14 protein-coding genes are annotated in these 17,066 nt (G+C 53.0%); 5 read left to right on the forward strand and 9 right to left on the reverse strand.

Annotation, left to right across the window (positions count from 1 at the left end; translation table 11 throughout):
• Positions 1–147 precede the first annotated feature (147 nt).
• Complete coding sequence (locus KDC22_RS20315; RefSeq protein WP_246552785.1) at positions 148–1,257, reverse strand: winged helix DNA-binding domain-containing protein; 1,110 nt, start codon at positions 1,255–1,257, stop codon at positions 148–150.
• A 158-nt stretch (positions 1,258–1,415) separates the two neighbouring features.
• Between KDC22_RS20315 and KDC22_RS20320 the strand changes: the two genes are divergently transcribed.
• The 3 genes from KDC22_RS20320 to KDC22_RS20330 all read left to right on the forward strand — a co-directional run bounded on the left by KDC22_RS20320 (position 1,416) and on the right by KDC22_RS20330 (position 3,487).
• Entirely contained in the window at positions 1,416–2,339 is a 924-nt protein-coding gene (locus KDC22_RS20320; protein WP_246552788.1) for a TIM barrel protein, read from the forward strand.
• Positions 2,340–2,409: 70 nt separating this feature from the next.
• Positions 2,410–2,835 (forward strand): VOC family protein, encoded by a 426-nt coding sequence (locus tag KDC22_RS20325; protein WP_211720152.1) that lies wholly within the window; start codon positions 2,410–2,412, stop codon positions 2,833–2,835.
• 247 nt (positions 2,836–3,082) lie between these two features.
• The gene (locus tag KDC22_RS20330) at positions 3,083–3,487 is read left to right on the forward strand and encodes a CBS domain-containing protein (RefSeq protein ID WP_173132707.1); all 405 of its coding nucleotides are present in this window, start codon (positions 3,083–3,085) and stop codon (positions 3,485–3,487) included.
• Between the two features lie 92 nt (positions 3,488–3,579).
• Here KDC22_RS20330 and map read toward each other — a convergent pair whose 3' ends face one another.
• The 4 genes from map to lspA all read right to left on the reverse strand — a co-directional run bounded on the left by map (position 3,580) and on the right by lspA (position 8,851).
• Positions 3,580–4,326, reverse strand: a complete 747-nt coding sequence (gene map, locus KDC22_RS20335; protein ID WP_211720153.1) for a type I methionyl aminopeptidase — start codon at positions 4,324–4,326, stop codon at positions 3,580–3,582.
• Between the two features lie 201 nt (positions 4,327–4,527).
• A complete protein-coding gene (gene cysI / locus KDC22_RS20340) occupies positions 4,528–6,243 on the reverse strand; it encodes an assimilatory sulfite reductase (NADPH) hemoprotein subunit (protein ID WP_211720154.1) in 1,716 nt (571 codons plus the stop codon).
• 33 nt (positions 6,244–6,276) lie between these two features.
• Positions 6,277–8,136, reverse strand: a complete 1,860-nt coding sequence (locus KDC22_RS20345) for an assimilatory sulfite reductase (NADPH) flavoprotein subunit (RefSeq protein ID WP_211724122.1) — start codon at positions 8,134–8,136, stop codon at positions 6,277–6,279.
• Between the two features lie 250 nt (positions 8,137–8,386).
• The gene (gene lspA, locus KDC22_RS20350) at positions 8,387–8,851 is read right to left on the reverse strand and encodes a signal peptidase II (protein WP_211720155.1); all 465 of its coding nucleotides are present in this window, start codon (positions 8,849–8,851) and stop codon (positions 8,387–8,389) included.
• A gap of 208 nt (positions 8,852–9,059) precedes the next feature.
• On the opposite strand from lspA, the gene KDC22_RS20355 reads away from it, so the two are divergent.
• A complete protein-coding gene (locus KDC22_RS20355; protein ID WP_211720156.1) occupies positions 9,060–9,764 on the forward strand; it encodes a DUF421 domain-containing protein in 705 nt (234 codons plus the stop codon).
• 376 nt (positions 9,765–10,140) lie between these two features.
• On the opposite strand, the gene KDC22_RS20360 is transcribed toward KDC22_RS20355, so the two are convergent.
• The 4 genes from KDC22_RS20360 to KDC22_RS20375 all read right to left on the reverse strand — a co-directional run bounded on the left by KDC22_RS20360 (position 10,141) and on the right by KDC22_RS20375 (position 16,552).
• Positions 10,141–11,115, reverse strand: coding sequence for an aldo/keto reductase (locus KDC22_RS20360; RefSeq protein WP_211720157.1), 975 nt, complete (start codon positions 11,113–11,115; stop codon positions 10,141–10,143).
• 129 nt (positions 11,116–11,244) lie between these two features.
• Positions 11,245–14,511: an ATP-binding protein gene (locus KDC22_RS20365; protein WP_211720158.1), complete on the reverse strand. Its 3,267-nt coding sequence runs from the start codon at positions 14,509–14,511 to the stop codon at positions 11,245–11,247.
• A complete protein-coding gene (locus tag KDC22_RS20370) occupies positions 14,498–14,869 on the reverse strand; it encodes a response regulator transcription factor (RefSeq protein ID WP_173132669.1) in 372 nt (123 codons plus the stop codon). The genes KDC22_RS20365 and KDC22_RS20370 overlap by 14 nt, the downstream gene beginning before the upstream one ends.
• A gap of 51 nt (positions 14,870–14,920) precedes the next feature.
• Positions 14,921–16,552 carry a GGDEF domain-containing response regulator gene (locus KDC22_RS20375; protein WP_211720159.1) on the reverse strand — a complete coding sequence of 544 codons (1,632 nt, stop codon included), beginning with the start codon at positions 16,550–16,552 and terminating at the stop codon, positions 14,921–14,923.
• A gap of 233 nt (positions 16,553–16,785) precedes the next feature.
• On the opposite strand from KDC22_RS20375, the gene KDC22_RS20380 reads away from it, so the two are divergent.
• Entirely contained in the window at positions 16,786–17,055 is a 270-nt protein-coding gene (locus tag KDC22_RS20380; RefSeq protein ID WP_173132648.1) for an ACT domain-containing protein, read from the forward strand.
• Positions 17,056–17,066 lie beyond the last annotated feature (11 nt).

Genomic DNA, 17,066 nt, shown 5'->3' on the forward strand with positions numbered 1-17,066 from the left:
ACCCCACTTATGTATGTAGTAGAAAAGTCGAAATTTGTTGATATTCGCTAGTATTCGCTAACACTCCAGATTATTCCTGCTGGCGGCACACAAAAAGATGCCCCAGGCGCCTAGTTTCATGGCGTATGGAGCATCCTGCGCAGTTATTCAGGTTACTTCGAGATATTCAAGCCTGGTTAAGGGCAAATTCAGAAAAGCGGCGTAACGTTCCGCGGCCTGCCGCACCCCTTCCTGGGTCGGAAGATCCAAGGGGGCAAATGTAGAGATTTGCAGTTCCACCCCTTTAGTCTTGATCGTCCGCTTCCAGGTCCCGGCTACCCGCCCGTCAACCACCACGATCGGCAGAAAAATTCCGTTATTGCCCGGCACAATCAGCGGCGCTGTCTCCGGTTCCAGCACGGCACTCCGGTCTTTGTAGCCGAGGATGAATTCATCGAATCCGGCCAGCAGATGAACGCCTGCCCGTGCGGCAGGTAAGGCTGCGGAAGCCGGATCAGATAACGGCTGCCAATATTCGCTGCCGTCCATCGTCTCAGAATGCAGTCGGCTTCGCACCGCCTCCAATCCTGCTCTTGCATCCGTCAACGTCAGTCCGGCCCACCAGGCGAAGTCCTGCACAGTGGCCGGCCCATGCGCTGTGAAATACGTCCCGGCCAGCTCGGCCAGTGACTCTTCGAAGGACAGCTCACGCGAATGCTCCACCCATTCGTCCAGCAGCACGAAGGTCTGCTGCTTGCCGCTGCGCGAACCGAAGCAGATCAGTCCGTTGTACGCGCTGTGCCACAGAATATGATATCCCCGCTGGCCGGTTGTATCCATACCCTGCTCCTCCAGCAGCTTCAGCAGCTCAGGACGCGGAAGCTGCCTCCCCCCCTTCAGTGCATGATAGATGATCTTCCGGCAACGCTCCAGCTTCTTGTCGTCGAGGCCGAGCTGGGTCAATCTGGATGCCGCCTGGCGCAGAATCCGCGGTGCGCAGAGCTGAAGCATCCACTTGGCATTCTCAGGCGGAACGAAATGAAGCGTCCCGCGCAGCGTCCAGGTCAGCAGCAGTTGCCTGCCCTTTATAGCCTGCTCCACCTGCGGCAATCCGGCGGAGGGAGTGCGCAGACCGACAGCCCAGACCGCCTGCATATAATCCTGGGCCTGCATCGCCCCGAACAACCTTACCACCTCTCCGGGCTCAAGGGGGGCAGACCCAGACCCCTGAATCCGCTGACGGACCAGCCGCTGATCGGCAATATGTTGTATAGTCACAGTGATCCTCCTCTGCTGTATCCCAGACTTGTCTTCAGTATATGGAACGGCTTGACTGCTGTCTATCTTGAACAGCCAGGCAGGTAAAAACTGTATCCTGGCGAATTAACATTCTCAACAACATATTTGAGTTTGAGGTGAATGACTTGCAGCAATTCATGATTGGTCAGTATGGAGAGTTTGACTACAGCAAATTTCATAAGGATTTCAAGACCGGATTCTACGGTATCGAGGCTTGTTCTTTCAAGACAGAGGAAGATTGCAGCAATCTGATCGCCGAAGCGAAGAAACACAATTTCCATACCGGTGTTCACTTTCCGCTGCGAGCAGATGCTTCACGGCTGCGCGACGCCTTGTTTCTCTCACAAGATGAGCATGAGCGTGCCGGAGCATTCCGGCATATCCAGGAAGAGCTGGATTACATGGTCAAGCTCCGTCCCGGATATGTCTTGTTTCATTATCCGAAGCCGGTCATCCTGGATGACCGCGTGGACTGGCGTTATTGGCGGTTCGGTGACCGCAGAGAGTATATATATGAGAGTGAGATCTCTCTGGAAGATCTGATAGAGCGCAGTGAGCATCTCTTTGAATGGCTTAGCCGGAAGAGTCTTGAGTATCATTTCCAGCCTATTCTGGAATTCGACGGACTGAGCAGTTATGTTTATAATCATGATTTCCTGGAACAGCTGTTAGTGAAATATCCCGGCATTAAGCTATGTCTGGACACTGCCCGGCTGCATCTGCAGGATAAGCTTGACCCCCATTTCGATGCCCGGGCACTCCTGAGAAAATACACCAAGTATGCAGCACTGATCCATCTGTCGAATATTCAGGTCAAGGACACCGTCCAGCACAGCCACTATCCGGCATTGCCGGAATTAAGCCCCGCAGACGGCTGGGCTCCGGTTGAAGATTATCTCCGCATCATCCGAGAGGAGAACAGTGAAGTGAAGATCCTGTTCGAGCACCGCTCAGACCTCATCTTGGCAGAGCAGCTGGAGCAGTGTTATGCATGGGTGAACAATATTTTAACTGCCCCATCTAAACCTTCCCCCGCTCCCGGCGCCCCGGTATATTTGTAAATGGACAGGCACATGATACAATGTGACAATAACGAGCTTGCCTTAATTTGACACTAGAGGAGTGACGTATGTGGCAATTGATGTGTACTTGAATTTCAATGGCAATACCCGGGAAGCTGTGGAATATTATGCTGAAGTATTCGGGACAGATGCCCCGCATATTATGACTTTCGGCGAGGCTCCGCCCGATCCGTCCCACCCTCTGCCGGAAGAAGCCAAGAAGCTTGTAATGCACGCCAGACTGCAGATTGCCGGCAGTACGGTGATGTTCTCCGATGTGTTCCCCGGTATGCCGTTCACAGAAGGCAATAATATCAGCCTGACGCTGATGGATGCCGATGAAGAGAAGATTACCGGGTGGTTCAACAAGCTCAAAGAAGGCGGTACAGTAAGCATGGAGCTGCAGAAGACCTTTTGGAGCAATACCTACGGTAGTCTGACGGACAAATTCGGTATCCAGTGGCAGCTCAGCCAGGACAACGGGCAGAACGGCTGATCCCTCTTAAGCATAACCCTGCTGCAAAAGACTCTCAGGATATGTCTGCTCTCCCCTTGGGAGGGCGGCATATCCTTTTTGAAAATATAAGAAGTTATATGTTGCACACGATAACTTATCCTTCTATTTGTCGCTGAAGCCAGTTTATTTCAAAGTTGTAACCTGAATTTTAATGCGCTTACAACATGTTCTATGTTTTAATTGTAATAACGTTATGAACACATCCTACTGAAAAGGAGACTAACTTATGGAAATATCCTCTTTTTTGCTGCCCAAAGATCAGGTCGCGTTCATCACCTCCTCGATCTCCATGCGGGAAGCGCTGGAGCAGCTGGAGAATCATTATTATTCAGCCATTCCGATTATTGACGAAGCAGGCAAATATGTTGGGACCTTGTCGGAGGGCGACCTGCTATGGAAACTGAAGACCACCGATGGCATGAGCTTCGAGAATATGGCCGGGGTGACCGTAGGCACCATTCAGCGTCATGTGCATAACGAGAGCGTAGAGATCCACTCGCAGATGGAGGATATGCTGACCCTGGCCGCAGACCAGAACTTCGTTCCTGTTGTGGACGACAGCGGAATCTTCCTCGGCATCATCCGCCGTAAGGATATCATTGAGTACTACACACGGAATATTACCGATTAATTCAAGGTGAACCTTGCAGCAAAGGCAGGACTGTCCTCCACGGACGGCCCTGCCTTTGCTGTGTCAAGCTGATCTGTATCCCCGATAAGTGATTACAGCTCTGTCAAAATAATCGTCCCCTGCGGCGTTACCGCCAGCGTATGCTCATACTGTGCCGATAGGCTTCCGTCAATCGTCCGCGCTGTCCAGCCGTCCGCATCCACTTTGGTCCGGTAGCTGCCGGTATTCAGCATAGGCTCAATGGTGAATACCATCCCTTCCTTGATCCGCGGGCCTTTGCCTGCGGGGCCGTAATGTGGCACCTCAGGCGCTTCATGCATCTCGGAGCCAATCCCGTGACCGATGAAATCACGGACTACGGAATAGCCGTTCGACTCGGCGTACACCTGGATGGCATGGGCTACGTCACCTATGCGGTTACCGGCCACAGCCTGCTCAATGCCTTTGAACAGGGACTCCTTGGTGGTCGCCAGCAATTTGTCCGCCTGTTCACTTATCGTGCCCACGCCATAGGACCAGGCCGAATCCGCGAGCCAGCCGTTCAGGTTGACAACCATATCAATCGTTACAATATCTCCATCCTTCAGCTCCTCGTGCTTGGGGAAGCCATGGCAGATGACATCATTCACAGATGCGCAGGTAGCATAAGGGTATCCATGATAGCCTTTTTGCTCCGGGCTAGCTCCTTGAGACAGGATGAACTTCTCGGCAAACTGGTCGATCTTCCAGGTGGTAATCCCCGGCTTAATCATTTGAGCGATCTGCCGGTGGCATTCAGCTAATATTTTACCGGCGGCACGCATCTTCTCGATCTCTTCCATCGTCTTCATAATGATCATTAATTTCGCCTCTTCTGTACAGAATCCATTACTCACTATAATGGCTCTTGGTTTTGAATGGGTAGTGCTACTCTATATTATGTTAGAAAACCGCCAAAAAACCAAATTCATTCTTCCTGAACGAATAAATAACGAACCCCCTTCCGCATAATCACCGGAAAACAGGTTCGTTATTCACCATTCCATAAGTTCTTGTGACAATCAGTCGTGGAAGTTAAGTCCCGACGTAACGGCCTTGACATATCCGCTGCGGATTACATAATCGCCGAAGTGTTCACCGGTGCTGCGCTCCTTGGCATAACGGTGAATCATCGGCCCCAGGATATCCAGAATCTCTGTCTCGTCAACGTTCTCCTTGTACAGCTTGTTCAGCCGGTCTCCGGTGAAGCCTGCTCCCAGGTAGAGGTTGTATCTGCCCGGGCCTTTGCCGATGAACGCAATCTCGCCAAGCGCCGGTCTGGCACAGCCGTTCGGGCAGCCCGTCATGCGGATAATGATCTCTTCATTACGCAGTCCGGCTTCATCAATGATGACCTCCAGCTTATCCAGCAGCACCGGCAGATAACGCTCCGCCTCCGCCATGGCAAGTCCGCAGGTCGGCAGAGCCACACAGGACATGGAGCTTCTGCGCAGCGCGGAATGATGCGCCCCGTCTGTCAGCCCGTATTGCTTGGCGAGCTCTGCCACCTTGCGTTTCTTCGCCTGGCTGACTCCGGCAATAATCAGATTCTGGTTGGGCGTCAGCCGGAAATCTCCGCCGTGAATTTTGGCGATCTCTCTTAGGCCGGTCATCAGCGGATAACCTTCGATATCCTGTATCCGTCCGCTTTGAATATACAGCGTCAGATTCCATCTGCCGTCCATGCCCTTCACCCAGCCGTAGCGGTCTCCGTTGTGATCGAAGTGATACGAGCGTGCCGGTTCAAGCGTCCAGCCCAGCCGCTGGTGCAGCTCATCCTTGAACCAGTCCAGGCCGTGCCGGTCAATCGTATATTTGAAGCGGGCATTCTTACGAACCGAGCGGTTGCCGTAATCGCGCTGGATTGTAACGGTCTTCTCCGCCAGATCAATCATCTGTTCCGGACGGCAGAAGCCGATGATCCGCCCCAATTGGGGATAGGTATTCGTATCGCCGTGTGTCATGCCCATGCCGCCGCCGACCGAGACATTGAACCCGGCAAGCTTGCCGTCTTCCAGAATAGCAATGAAGCCCAGATCCTGGGAGAACACATCCACATCATTGGACGGGGGTACAGCCAGGCCGATCTTGAATTTGCGGGGCAGATACACCGGCCCGTAGATCGGCTCCACGACCTTGGTGTCCACGACCTTCTCGCCATCCAGCCAGATTTCGTGGTAAGCCGGGGTACGCGGGGCGAGATGATTACTGATTTTGCTAGCCCACTCATAGACTTCGGCATGAACCTCTGACTGATACGGGTTAGGCCCGCTCATCACATTCCGGTTCACATCGCCGCAAGCCGCAAGCGTGGTCATCAGGGTGTCGTTGATGGTTTTGATCGTCTTTTTGAGATTCCACTTCAGCACCCCATGCATCTGAAAAGCCTGCCGCGTCGTCAGACGCAGGGTGCCATTGCCGTACTTGTGGGCCAGCTCATCCATTACGAGCCACTGTGCGGGAGTTGCCACTCCGCCGGGCGCTACGACCCGCAGCATGAACTGATAAGCCGGCTCCAGCTTGGAGCGTTCCCGTTCATTGCGCAGATCCCGGTCATCCTGCATATAGCTGCCGTGGAATTTCAGCAGGCGGTTATCATCCTCCGGCAGCCCTCCCGTAATCGGATTACTAAGGGTCTCTACAAGCGCCCCGCGCAGATAATTGCTCTCCTGCTTGATATGTTCAACCTCACTCGGTGGCCCGCCAACCGGCTTCACCGCTGGTTCATTATTTGCCATCGCTGATTCTCTCCTCTTTCGCCTAAGTCCTGCTTAATACACATCGCGCTGGTAGCGCTGCTCCTGCTGCAGTGTCTCCAGATAGGCAGCAGCCGCTTCCGGGCTTAGTCCGCCTTCCTCCTGGATCACTGTAATCAGTGCGGAGTGGACGTCATGCGCCATATGCTTCTCGTCCCCGCATACATATACATGGGCGCCTTCTTGCAGCCACTGGTACAGCTCCTTGCTTTTCTCCAAAATACGGTGCTGTACGTACACCTTCTCCTCTGTATCGCGTGAGAAGGCAACATCCAGCCTGCTGAGAACACCGTCCTTCAGCATCCGTTGCCAATCCGTCTGGTAGAGGAAGTCTGTAACGAAATGCCGGTCGCCGTAGAACAGCCATGACTTGCCCTGTGCCCCCTGCTCTTCCCGTTCCTCCAGGAAGGAGCGGAACGGGGCAACCCCGGTACCCGGACCGATCATAATCACCGGCACATCAGGATTAGCCGGCAGCTTGAAGTTCGGATTATTCTGGATATAGACCGGCAAGGTGGCACCCGGCTGCACCCGCTCTGCGCAGTGTACCGAGCAGACGCCGTAACGCTCACGCCCGTGTGACTCATAACGCACGGCTCTTACGGTGAAGTGTACTTCGTCCGGGTTGGCATTATAGCTGCTGGCTATAGAATACAGTCTCGCGGGCAGCTTGCGCAGGATGCTCACGAAGCTTCGGGCCGGAACCTCCCACGGGGCATAATCCTGAATCAAATCCAGCAGATCCCGGCCCTGGATATAATTCTTCAGATCCTGCTGCCGCTCCGGGGCTAACAGCTCCTGCAGTGCAGGGGTAGAGGCCAGCCCGGCAGCCTGCTCCAGGAGCGGCTTCGTCAGTACTGTGATCTCATAATGCCGCAGCAGCGCTTCATGCAGAGTACCTTCTTCGCCTTTCTTATTAAGCGGGACACGCTCATCCCTATTCCAGCCCATGGCGGCAATAATGTCTTCTACCAATTGCGGGTGGTTCTCAGGATATACCCCCAGTGAATCTCCCGGCTCAAAGGTGATATTCGAACCGGCCAGCGACAGCTCCAGATGGCGGGTCTCGCGGTCTGAGCCGCGTCCGTTCAGATTCAGATTCTCCAGTACTTCAGCATGGAAGGGATGATTGCGTGAATAGGAGGATTCCAGAGACTCGGCGCTTTCAGCGGCCTGAACCGCTGCATCTGCAATCCCTGAGGTATTCTGTGAACCGTTAAGCGCGCCGATCACATGGCCGAACCACTCAGCTACCGGCTCATCATAATCCAGGTCGCAATCTACACGCGGGCTTAACCGCTGTGCACCCAGCTCCTCCAGCTTCTGATCGAAATCCTTGCCGGTCTGGCAGAAGAATTCATAGGAGGTATCCCCCAGCGCGAGTACCGAGAAGCGCAGGTGGGGAAGCTGGGGCGCTCTTTTGCTATAGAGGAATTCATGGAAGGCACGGGCATTATCCGGCGGCTCACCTTCACCATGGGTGCTGACCAGCAGCAGCAGGTTCTCTACCTTCTTCAGTCCGTTCGGCTTGAAGCTGTTCATAGCGGCCACCGTAACCTGGAAGCCCTGCTCCTCCAGCTTACGGGAGAGGCTCACGGCCAGCCGCTGGCAGTTGCCGGTCTGGGAGCCGAACAATACGGTAACTTCACGCGGTGTCTCCGGCTTAGCGGCTGTTGTCACTGCTCCGCCTGTTACCGGTTCAGCAGCAGCGGGGAGTACAGGCAGACTTCCTTGCCCCCCGCTACCCTGCAGTGACAGCGCGGACAAATAACCGCTTAACCACACCTGCTGAGACTGCGTCAGCGTTGGCAGAAGCTGGTTCAGCAGCTCTGCCTGTTTCTCATTAAAAGGACTGTTTGTAACTTGTAGTTGCAACAATATCGACCTCTCCTTAACGTGCAATCTTCTTTCCTCTTAAGATCATGAACTCAGGCTAACACATTCGCAGGAAACGATCAACGCATCATATAACAGGAACTATGTAGATAATAAGGTAAATATATGTATAAAATGCATAAAACCCGTCTAAATCATAGTAAAATGCTCTGATTTAGGCGGGTTCATTACTAATAATGATAACTTGCATTAGATAATATGATAGCCCGAAGCGGTCTGAACACAGTATTTATAACCGTCCGCGGGCTGTTTTTGGCCGGAAGTGGTCCAGCAGCAGGTAGACTAAGATCAGGATGCCTCCGGCATTAATGGCCAGATCGGCCAGGTTCATAATCCCGCCGCGGCTCCCGAACACCAGGAAATCTGTAACCTGATGATAGATCACCCGGTCGATGCCATTGCCTACAGCTCCTCCAACCAGAAATCCGCTGGCTGCTTCGAGCAGGGGTCCGCGGATGGCGCCCTGGCGCCGGTAATAGAATATTGCAGCTACAAAAACAACAGCGACAATGGCAAAATACTTCCCGTAACCCTGAAAGGAGCTGAAGGCTGCGCCGCTGTTCTCATAATACTCAAACCGCATATGCGGGCTCCAGGAAGGAAGGATCTCCCCGAGCTCCATATGGGTGCGCACTATCCACTTGGTAGTCTGATCAAGGATCAGCACTATTGCAGCTACCAGATAAAAAAGCATATAACGCCCCCCGTTTCTTCTCTTGTTGTTCCCAGCCCCGTTACCTGTCCCCGAATCCAGTCTACCACAGGTCATTGCCCTGATTCACCCCGGTGCCTAGGCGGCAACCGGCAAGCTGCTGTAGCGCAGGGTCAATTTGCATGTTACACCGCTTGGAACACTGGTTAAACACTCTTAAATCCATTCACATTTTGGAAGGTGGTTACTCATGGAGTACGGTTCAATATTCATTAAGTTAATCGCCGGTTTCATCGGATTATGGGTCATGACCCGGCTGCTGGGCAAAAAAGAAATCTCTGCTCTTACGCCCTTTGACTTCATCTCTGCCGTAATTCTGGGAGACCTGGTCGGTGAAACCATATATGAAGAGAAGCATTCTGTCCTGATGCTGCTGTTCACCCTGGCTGTATGGACGGTACTCTCTATCCTCTTTGAAAAGGTTACCCAGCATATCCGCAAGCTGCGCAAGCCGCTGGAAGGGGAGCCGGAGATTCTGATCCGGGACGGTAAAGTCGATCTGGAGAAGCTGCGCCGCAACAATCTGGATTTCGAGCAGCTGCGGATGATGCTGCGGGCCAAGGATACCTTTTCTATCAACGAGGTGGCCTATGCTATCTATGAAACGAACGGCTCATTGAGCCTATTGAAGAAACCTTCGTATGAACCGGCCACCCGGGAGGAGCTTCAGCTCCCCGCGCGGGAGGTACAGCTTCCGCAGAGCCTGATAGAATCGGGCGAAATCCGGTATACGGCCCTGGAGAGCCTGGGCAAAAACGAAAGCTGGCTGATGCAGGAGCTGCGGAAGAGCGGCTATCCTAATCCGGCCTCTGTTGCTTATGCTGAACTGAATGAGGAGGGCGAATTATGTGTGGTTGAATCGGTCCGGCAGCAGGCAAAGCCGGGTGAGGTCTGAGCTGAGAGGAGCGGTGCTCAATTCAGGTGCACTAATGCTCTTCATCCGCTCATTTAGCCCCCGCCTGCTCAATTCAGGTGCACTAATGCTCTTCATTGGCTCATTTTGCCCCCGCCCGCTCAATTCAGGTGCACTAATGCTCTTCATCGGCTCATTTAACCACCGTCCGCTCAATTCAAGTGCACTAATGCTCTTCAATGGCTCATTTAACCACCGTCCGCTCAATTCAAGTGCACTAATGCTCTTTATTGGCTCATTTAGTCCTAATCCTAATCCACAATAAAAGAGTTATCATCCTGCCCAAAACAACAAAACGGCCGGATGCTCCCCGCAGGGAACATCCGGCCGTTATTCATGCATGGGTGCAAAAACTAGCTTACCAGGCGTAAGCTTCCGGTGCCGGCTTGCCCGGTCCAGGGAAAATCTCGTCCAGCTTCTTCAGCACAGCTTCTTCCAGTACGATCTCCGTAACCCGCAGCGAATCCTCGAACTGCTCAATCGTACGCGGCCCGATAATCGGCGCAGTCACTGCCGGATTCGCCAGTACCCAGGCCAAGGCGACCTGATCCTCATGCTCGCCCAGCTCCTTGCAGAGCGCGGAGAACCGCTCCAGCTGGCTGCGGTGCTGCTCCAGCTTGTCTGAACGGGCGCTGCGCACGCCGGTCTTGGAGAGCGCATTGCGGCCTAGCAGGCCACCGGCCAGCGGACTCCATGGAATGACACCCAGACCCAGTTCCTTCGAAGCCGGCAGCACTTCAAGCTCCGGGGTCCGCTCCAGCAGGTTGTACAGATGCTGCTCGGAGACAAGGCCGAGGAAATGACGTTCCTTGGCCTTCGCCTGTGCAGCCGCGATATGCCAGCCCGCGAAGTTACTGGAGCCGATATAATCGGCTTTGCCCTGGGATACCAGAATCTCAAACGCACCCCACAGCTCTTCCCACGATACGTTCCGGTCGATATAATGCATCTGATACAATTCGATATGATCGGTCTGCAGCCGTCTTAGCGAGCCCTCGAAATGACGTCTGATCTTGTAAGCGGACAAGCCGGAGCCTGAATTGGGACCGTCCTGCTCGTCGAACATGTCGTTGTACACCTTGGTGGCCAGCACGACCTTCTCGCGCCGTCCGCCGCCCTGCTGAAACCAGCGGCCGATAATCTCCTCCGTCCAGCCGCGGCGGTCCTGACCGCCATACACATTCGCCGTATCGAAGAAATTGATCCCCGCATCCAGTGCGGCGTCCATAATTCTGAAGGCTTCCTTCTCCTCCGTTTCCGGTCCGAAATTCATCGTTCCCAGACAGAGCTGGCTGACCTTCAACCCGGATTTACCCAAATAACTGTACTTCATCGCAATTCCTCCCTTTCATTTTCTGTTAGGTTGTCTGCATCAGCTTCACTATAATCCTTAGAGCCTACTCTAAGGCAAGTTTTTGGCCGGACAAATTTCACTAACGAAATTCAGGGTCCCGGCATTCACTTAATGCCCGGCTTCACCATTATCCGGGAACAGAACTTCTCCCGTCTTAAGCTGAATATCCACAATCTCCTGCAGCGTACCCGACAGCTCGCCCGGCGGATAAGGCTTAGTCAGATATTTCCGCACATTGTCCATCATGCTCTTATCTCCCTTATCCAGTGCGGAGGAGATGACAATCGGCACATTCTCCGTCCGGGGATCGTTCTTGAGCATGCGGATCAGATCCCAGCCGTCAAGCTCGTCCCCAAGCATCAGATCCACGACGATTGCTACGAAGGGTGTTTTCACGGCCTGGTCAAAAGCCTTCTGCGGATGATAATGGTGGGTGACCCGGAAGCCTTTGCCCTTCAACTCTTCCGACAGCAGCAGCGACAAGCTGTAATCATCCTCGACAATCATCACATTTGGCTTCTGCTCCTTGCCGGCAGTCCATTTATGGGAAGGCTCCTCCTCCTGGTGGCTGGTCTTCGCCTGGAATACCGGAAGACTGAACCAGACCGTCGAGCCTTCGCCTTCAACCGATTCAATCCCGATCGTCCCCTGCTGCTTCTCAATAATCTCCTTACAGATCGCAAGCCCGAGCCCCGTACCGCCAATCCGCTTGGAGGCGCTGTTATCCACCCTGCGGAATTTCTGGAACAGCTGCCCGATCTGATTCTTGGGAATCCCGAGTCCGTGGTCCTGAATCCGCACCATCACTGAACCCGGCTCATTATGCAGCATAACCTTAATCTCGTTACAGCCCGGTGAGAATTTGATGGCATTGCTCAGCAGGTTCGTGAGCACCTGAATGATCTTATCCTTGTCCACCTCAACCTCGGCATTCAGCGCTTCATCTTCCAGCAGGATATGGTGGGTCCCGCTCAGCTTATACTGGTCAATGACACTAAGAACGGTCTCGCTGAGATTGATTTTCTCTACATTGTAGAGCTGTGTGCCGGACTCCATCCGCTGCAGATCCAGGAAGTCATTGATCAGCTCCGTCAGGCGCTTGGCTTCCTTATGAATGGTCTCCAGATATTTCAGCTGCTTCTCCGGCTTCATGGTTTTGGACAGCAACAGCTCGGTGAAGCCCAGCACGCTGGACAGCGGGGTCCGCAGCTCGTGGCTGACGGTGCTGACCAGCTCCGACTTCATCAGATCCAGCTCATACTCGCGGGTAATGTCACGGTGGACGAAGAGCGTACCTACCCGGACCTCCCGGCGGAAGACCGGTATGGCATAGGCGTCCACATGCTTCATATCTTCCTTGCCGATGGAATACTTCATCGCACTGGAATCAACGGAATGCTCAGACATCGCCTTCAGGTAGAACTGTCTCAGCTCTTCCGATTCATTCACCCTCCGGGTGAAGTGCTCCATCCAGAGCTCCTCAGGAATCAGCATGCCTTCAGCCCAGGCATCGTAGCTGAACAACTGGCTGAGGGCCTTGTTGATATGCTGAATGACGCCTTCCGTGTTGACGAACTGGATGCCTTCATTGACATTATTGACAATATCCCGGTTCAGCTCGCGGCCATTCTCCATCTCCTCATACATGAACAGGCGTTCAATGGCGAGAGCCACCCGGTTCATCATCCCTTGAATTTCACTGGTCTCTTCCCCGGTGAAGGAATGTCCGATCCGTGTGCCGCAGAAGATCGCCAGAATCTCATCCTCAGCGTTCACAACCGTTGTATAGAAATCATAGCAATACACTTCCCGGGCGGAAATCCCCTGCTCTCTGGGCAAGCTCGCACGTTTCACAATATAGGATTTCTCCTGGCTGAGACGGTACAGCATCTCCTGGCTGTTCTCATCGACATACCGCTCCACATTCTCCGGCGGAATCCCTTTGACAACCGCAATCTTATCCTTGACCAGCAGAAAAAGACTGGAATCGAACGAGTACAGCCGGTTCATGAACGTATTGAACTTCTCGGCGAATTCCTGCTTGTCCAGCGTGTAGGTGATTTCATGGTTCAGCTGATTGTTAAGCTCCAGCATAATGGTAGTCTGCTCTGTGCTCTTCAGCGTCTCAGCCAGCTCCTGCTGCACATTCTTCATGGAGGTAATGTTATTGGCGATCAGGATGTACTGGTAGATCTGACCTTCATCATTCAGGTAGGGCATAATCGTCAGCTGCAGCCAGAGCGCCGATCCATTCTTGGTTTCCATCTCCAGCTCACTGCTCCATACTCCGCCGGTCGACAGCTTGCGGAGCATCTGCTCCATCTGGGAGTCTGAGAGATTATGCAGCTCAAACAGCCGGTAAGTGTACCCGATAATCTCTGAGGTCTTGTAGCCTGTATAGTAGCTAAGGTTATCATTGACGTACGTGAATACGCCTTTATTCGATAAAATGCCTACGGCAGAGGTCTGATTCAGCGCCTTCATCATGCTTTCGATTTCGCTGAGCGACCGCTCCAGCCTGAACTGCTGATCCTGCAGCTCATCCTGCTGGGCATGCAGCTCTTCATTCTGCATCATCAGCTCTTCCTCTTTGTCCTGGATGCTGCGGGCCATGTTCAGGAAGGCATCATAGAGCCGGCCGATCTCATCCTTCTTATGCAGCTTGCCGAGCAGAACCGCCTCCCCAGCCGCCAGCGAATTCGTCGCTTCCTCCAGCTTCACAATCGGATCAATGATAATTCTCAGCATCCGCCAGATCAGCAGAGTGAGGAATAACAGCAGCAGGGCACTAAGCCCGAAGGCGATGAAGGTGAACAGATCCGCCTGCTTAATGGACCGGGAAGCCATATCGTTCAGCAGGGCATCCGAACGTGCCTGGAACTGCTTCGTATACCCCAGATACTCGTTAACCGTCCGGGTACTGCCGTTCTGGGACAGGTTACGGATTCCTTCATAATCATTATTGTCCACCAGACGAATGGCTTCGGGCAGCGTCTCGCTTTTGTACTGCTCATAGAACAGCTTCAAGTCATCTCTGTACCGGGCTTCCTCAGCCGACAGCTTCAGGGATGAATATTGTTCCAGAATCCCGTCAAGCTCCTTAACTGCAGTGTTCAGCAGCGCAAGCTCACTCCCGCTCTGGGTGGCCACATATCCTCTGGCCCGGAAAAAGACCTCCTTCAGCGTGTCTGCCAGTTCATTGATCGTCCCGGTCTTATGCTGAAGCACTTCACGGTCCTGCTCCAATTGTTCCTGCTGGGCATTGATATAATAGAACAGGCTAATTCCGCCTGCCATAATGGCTATGAACAAAATCAGAAGAATCCGGTAATATTTCGTTTTGATGCTCCGGTCAGCAAGCTTATGGTTTCTCACTCAGAATGACCTCCACGAGCTGCAGCAGCTCCATCGGGCTGAACGGCTTAGGCATGAAATACCTTGCTCCCGCCTCCCTTGCCCGGTTACGGTCCATTTCCTGTGCTTTGGCGGTCAGCATCATAATGGGAGTCCGGCTTTTGAGTTCCCCATCCAGCTCGCTCAGCACTTCAATTCCGGTCATTACCGGCATCATATAATCCAGAATTACCAGATCATACGGGTCCGCCGCCAGTCTTAAGAGTGCCTCGCCCCCATTCTCCGCCGTATGAATCTCCACATTCTCCAGGTCCTCCAGCGTATCTTCAATCAGCATCCGCAGAACTTCTTCGTCATCTACAATCAGTACCTTTTGCATGAATACTCACTCTCACCTTTCCAATCAACCCTCTACCGGGGTCTATTGCACTTAGAACAGGAACCTGTGGGCCAGGCGCTCAATCCGGATCAGCAGCTCCGGCAGATGGAAGGGCTTAATGACATAGTCGTCTGCACCCATCTGCAGGGCATGGATAATATCACGCTGATTATTGCGGCCGGTCAGCATAATCACGAGAATGTTCACCTCGGGGTAGCTGCTGCGGATCTTCTCGAGCACTTCCAGCCCGTCGATCTCCGGCATGACGCCGTCCAGAAGGATAATATACTTCTCCTCGGGAGCATACCAGTCCGATTCCAGAAACAGCGCGCCATCCGCATAACTGGCCACCTTAATTCTGGTGTTATTCCCCGGCTGCCATGAAGAGAAATTGCCCGTCACAATTCTGCGGATCAGCGGATCATCATCCACGATAATCACATTAAGAGGCGTCTCTCTCTGGATCATCAGCTCCTTGCTATAGAGCTTCGTCTGATTTCTCCCGTTATATTTGCTGGCATAGAGCGCCTGATCGGCTTCCTCTACTAATCTATCGGCATTCTGCTCCACTTCGGTTACCTCGGTAACTCCGCAGGAGAAGGTGACCTGGAAGCTCTCCCGTTTGGCCTGGAAGGCCTTGGCCGCGAAGCTCTGCTGAATCCGCTCCATGACAAGCAGCGCCTGCTCCGCCGGAGTATTAGGCATGAACAAGGCAAATTCCTCACCGCCATAGCGGCAAAAGGTGTCCTCCGTGCGAATCGACTGCTTCACCAGCTCCGAAAAGGTCTGCAGCACCTCATCCCCCACCAGATGGCCATAGGTATCATTGACCAGCTTGAAATGATCCAGATCCAGGAGGGCAAGGGAGAACGTCCGGCCTGTCCGCCTGAAATCGGAGAGAAGCTGCTTCATCGTCTGATTGAAGTACTTGCGGTTAAAGGCGCCGGTCAGCTCATCGACGATAATCGACTCCTGCCACTCTTTTTTGAGCTCAAACCGGTTCTTGATCAGCACCAGGAACAAATCAATATCCACCGGCTTCTGTACATAATCCATGACACCGAGCGAATAGGCATACTTCTGAACGTCCTTGGAATGTTCGCCGCTGATGATGATGATCGGGATACGCTCTTTTTTGGCTTTGCCGATAATCTGGTTCAGCACATCAATCCCGCTGCGGTCCGGCAGCAGAATATCGAGCAGTATTAAATCCGGCTTCGTCTCATAAAAAAGCTTCAGTCCGCGCCCCGCCGACAAGGCAATGCTCACATAATAGGACTTCCGCTCCAGCGATTCACGCAAAAAAGCGACCAGCTCCACATCATCATCTATGATCAGAATCTCGTATTGTTGGTGGATATTGCCGTGGGACAATGCAATCCCCGGAATCTGCGGAGGCACCGCACCCGTAATTTCCGGCTCCCCGAACAGCTCCAGCAGCGGATACAGATAATCCCCCCACTCCGCTTCCGTCCAGCCTCTAGGGTTGTCATCCGAGAAATAGAGCAGCGCGTTGCCGGAGAACGCCTCCACTGCGTCAAGACCTACGGTACCGGAGGTGCCTTTTAGATTATGCAGGAACCGGTAGATATCCTTTTCCTCGACTGCGGACTGTTCCGACCACTTCTGCAGCGTTTCTCTGGTTCGCGCTTCAACCATCTCTTTGTATTTTCTCGTTGTCATAATAGCTCCTTCAGTCCACAATATCCTTCAATACTCCAATAAAACATAATTAACATTCAGTGTCAACACTCTTCCATCCGCGCTAAAAGGCAAGCTTAAATCTGTGATCAGCCCTACAAAAAAGCTTTGGTTGATAACCTTCCCTTCATTTGACATAATAATTGAAATCGTTCATTCCGTTAAAGCGGCAACGGGCGGAGAATATAGACCATCTATACACGGGAGGCTTTCCATTGAAGGGGATTATTACAGTACTCGGAAAAGACAAAGTAGGGATCATTGCCAAAGTATGTACATACCTCGCAGAACACAATCTGAACATTCTGGATATTTCCCAGACGATTGTGCAGGATTATTTCAACATGATGATGATTGTGGACATCTCTGCGCCCACCAAGTCCTTTGAGGAGATTGTGGAGGAGCTGCAGCGTGTAGGGGAAGACATCGGTGTGGAAATCAAGCTCCAGCATGAAGATATCTTCAATATTATGCACCGGATTTAGCCAGCTTAAGA

It is taken from the genome of Paenibacillus tritici (assembly GCF_018207515.1).
GTDB classification, from domain to species: Bacteria; Bacillota; Bacilli; order Paenibacillales; family Paenibacillaceae; genus Paenibacillus_AQ; species Paenibacillus_AQ tritici.

Bases quoted from the DNA above. Each gene is read 5' to 3' on its own strand.
- cysI (WP_211720154.1), bottom strand. From the start codon at position 6,243: ATGGCAAATAATGAACCAGCGGTGAAGCCGGTTGGCGGGCCACCGAGT.
- KDC22_RS20320 (WP_246552788.1), top strand. From the start codon at position 1,416: ATGATTGGTCAGTATGGAGAGTTTGACTACAGCAAATTTCATAAGGAT.
- KDC22_RS20355 (WP_211720156.1), top strand. From the start codon at position 9,060: ATGGAGTACGGTTCAATATTCATTAAGTTAATCGCCGGTTTCATCGGA.
- lspA (WP_211720155.1), bottom strand. From the start codon at position 8,851: ATGCTTTTTTATCTGGTAGCTGCAATAGTGCTGATCCTTGATCAGACT.
- map (WP_211720153.1), bottom strand. From the start codon at position 4,326: ATGATCATTATGAAGACGATGGAAGAGATCGAGAAGATGCGTGCCGCC.
- KDC22_RS20330 (WP_173132707.1), top strand. From the start codon at position 3,083: ATGGAAATATCCTCTTTTTTGCTGCCCAAAGATCAGGTCGCGTTCATC.
- KDC22_RS20370 (WP_173132669.1), bottom strand. From the start codon at position 14,869: ATGCAAAAGGTACTGATTGTAGATGACGAAGAAGTTCTGCGGATGCTG.
- KDC22_RS20375 (WP_211720159.1), bottom strand. From the start codon at position 16,552: ATGACAACGAGAAAATACAAAGAGATGGTTGAAGCGCGAACCAGAGAA.
- KDC22_RS20360 (WP_211720157.1), bottom strand. From the start codon at position 11,115: ATGAAGTACAGTTATTTGGGTAAATCCGGGTTGAAGGTCAGCCAGCTC.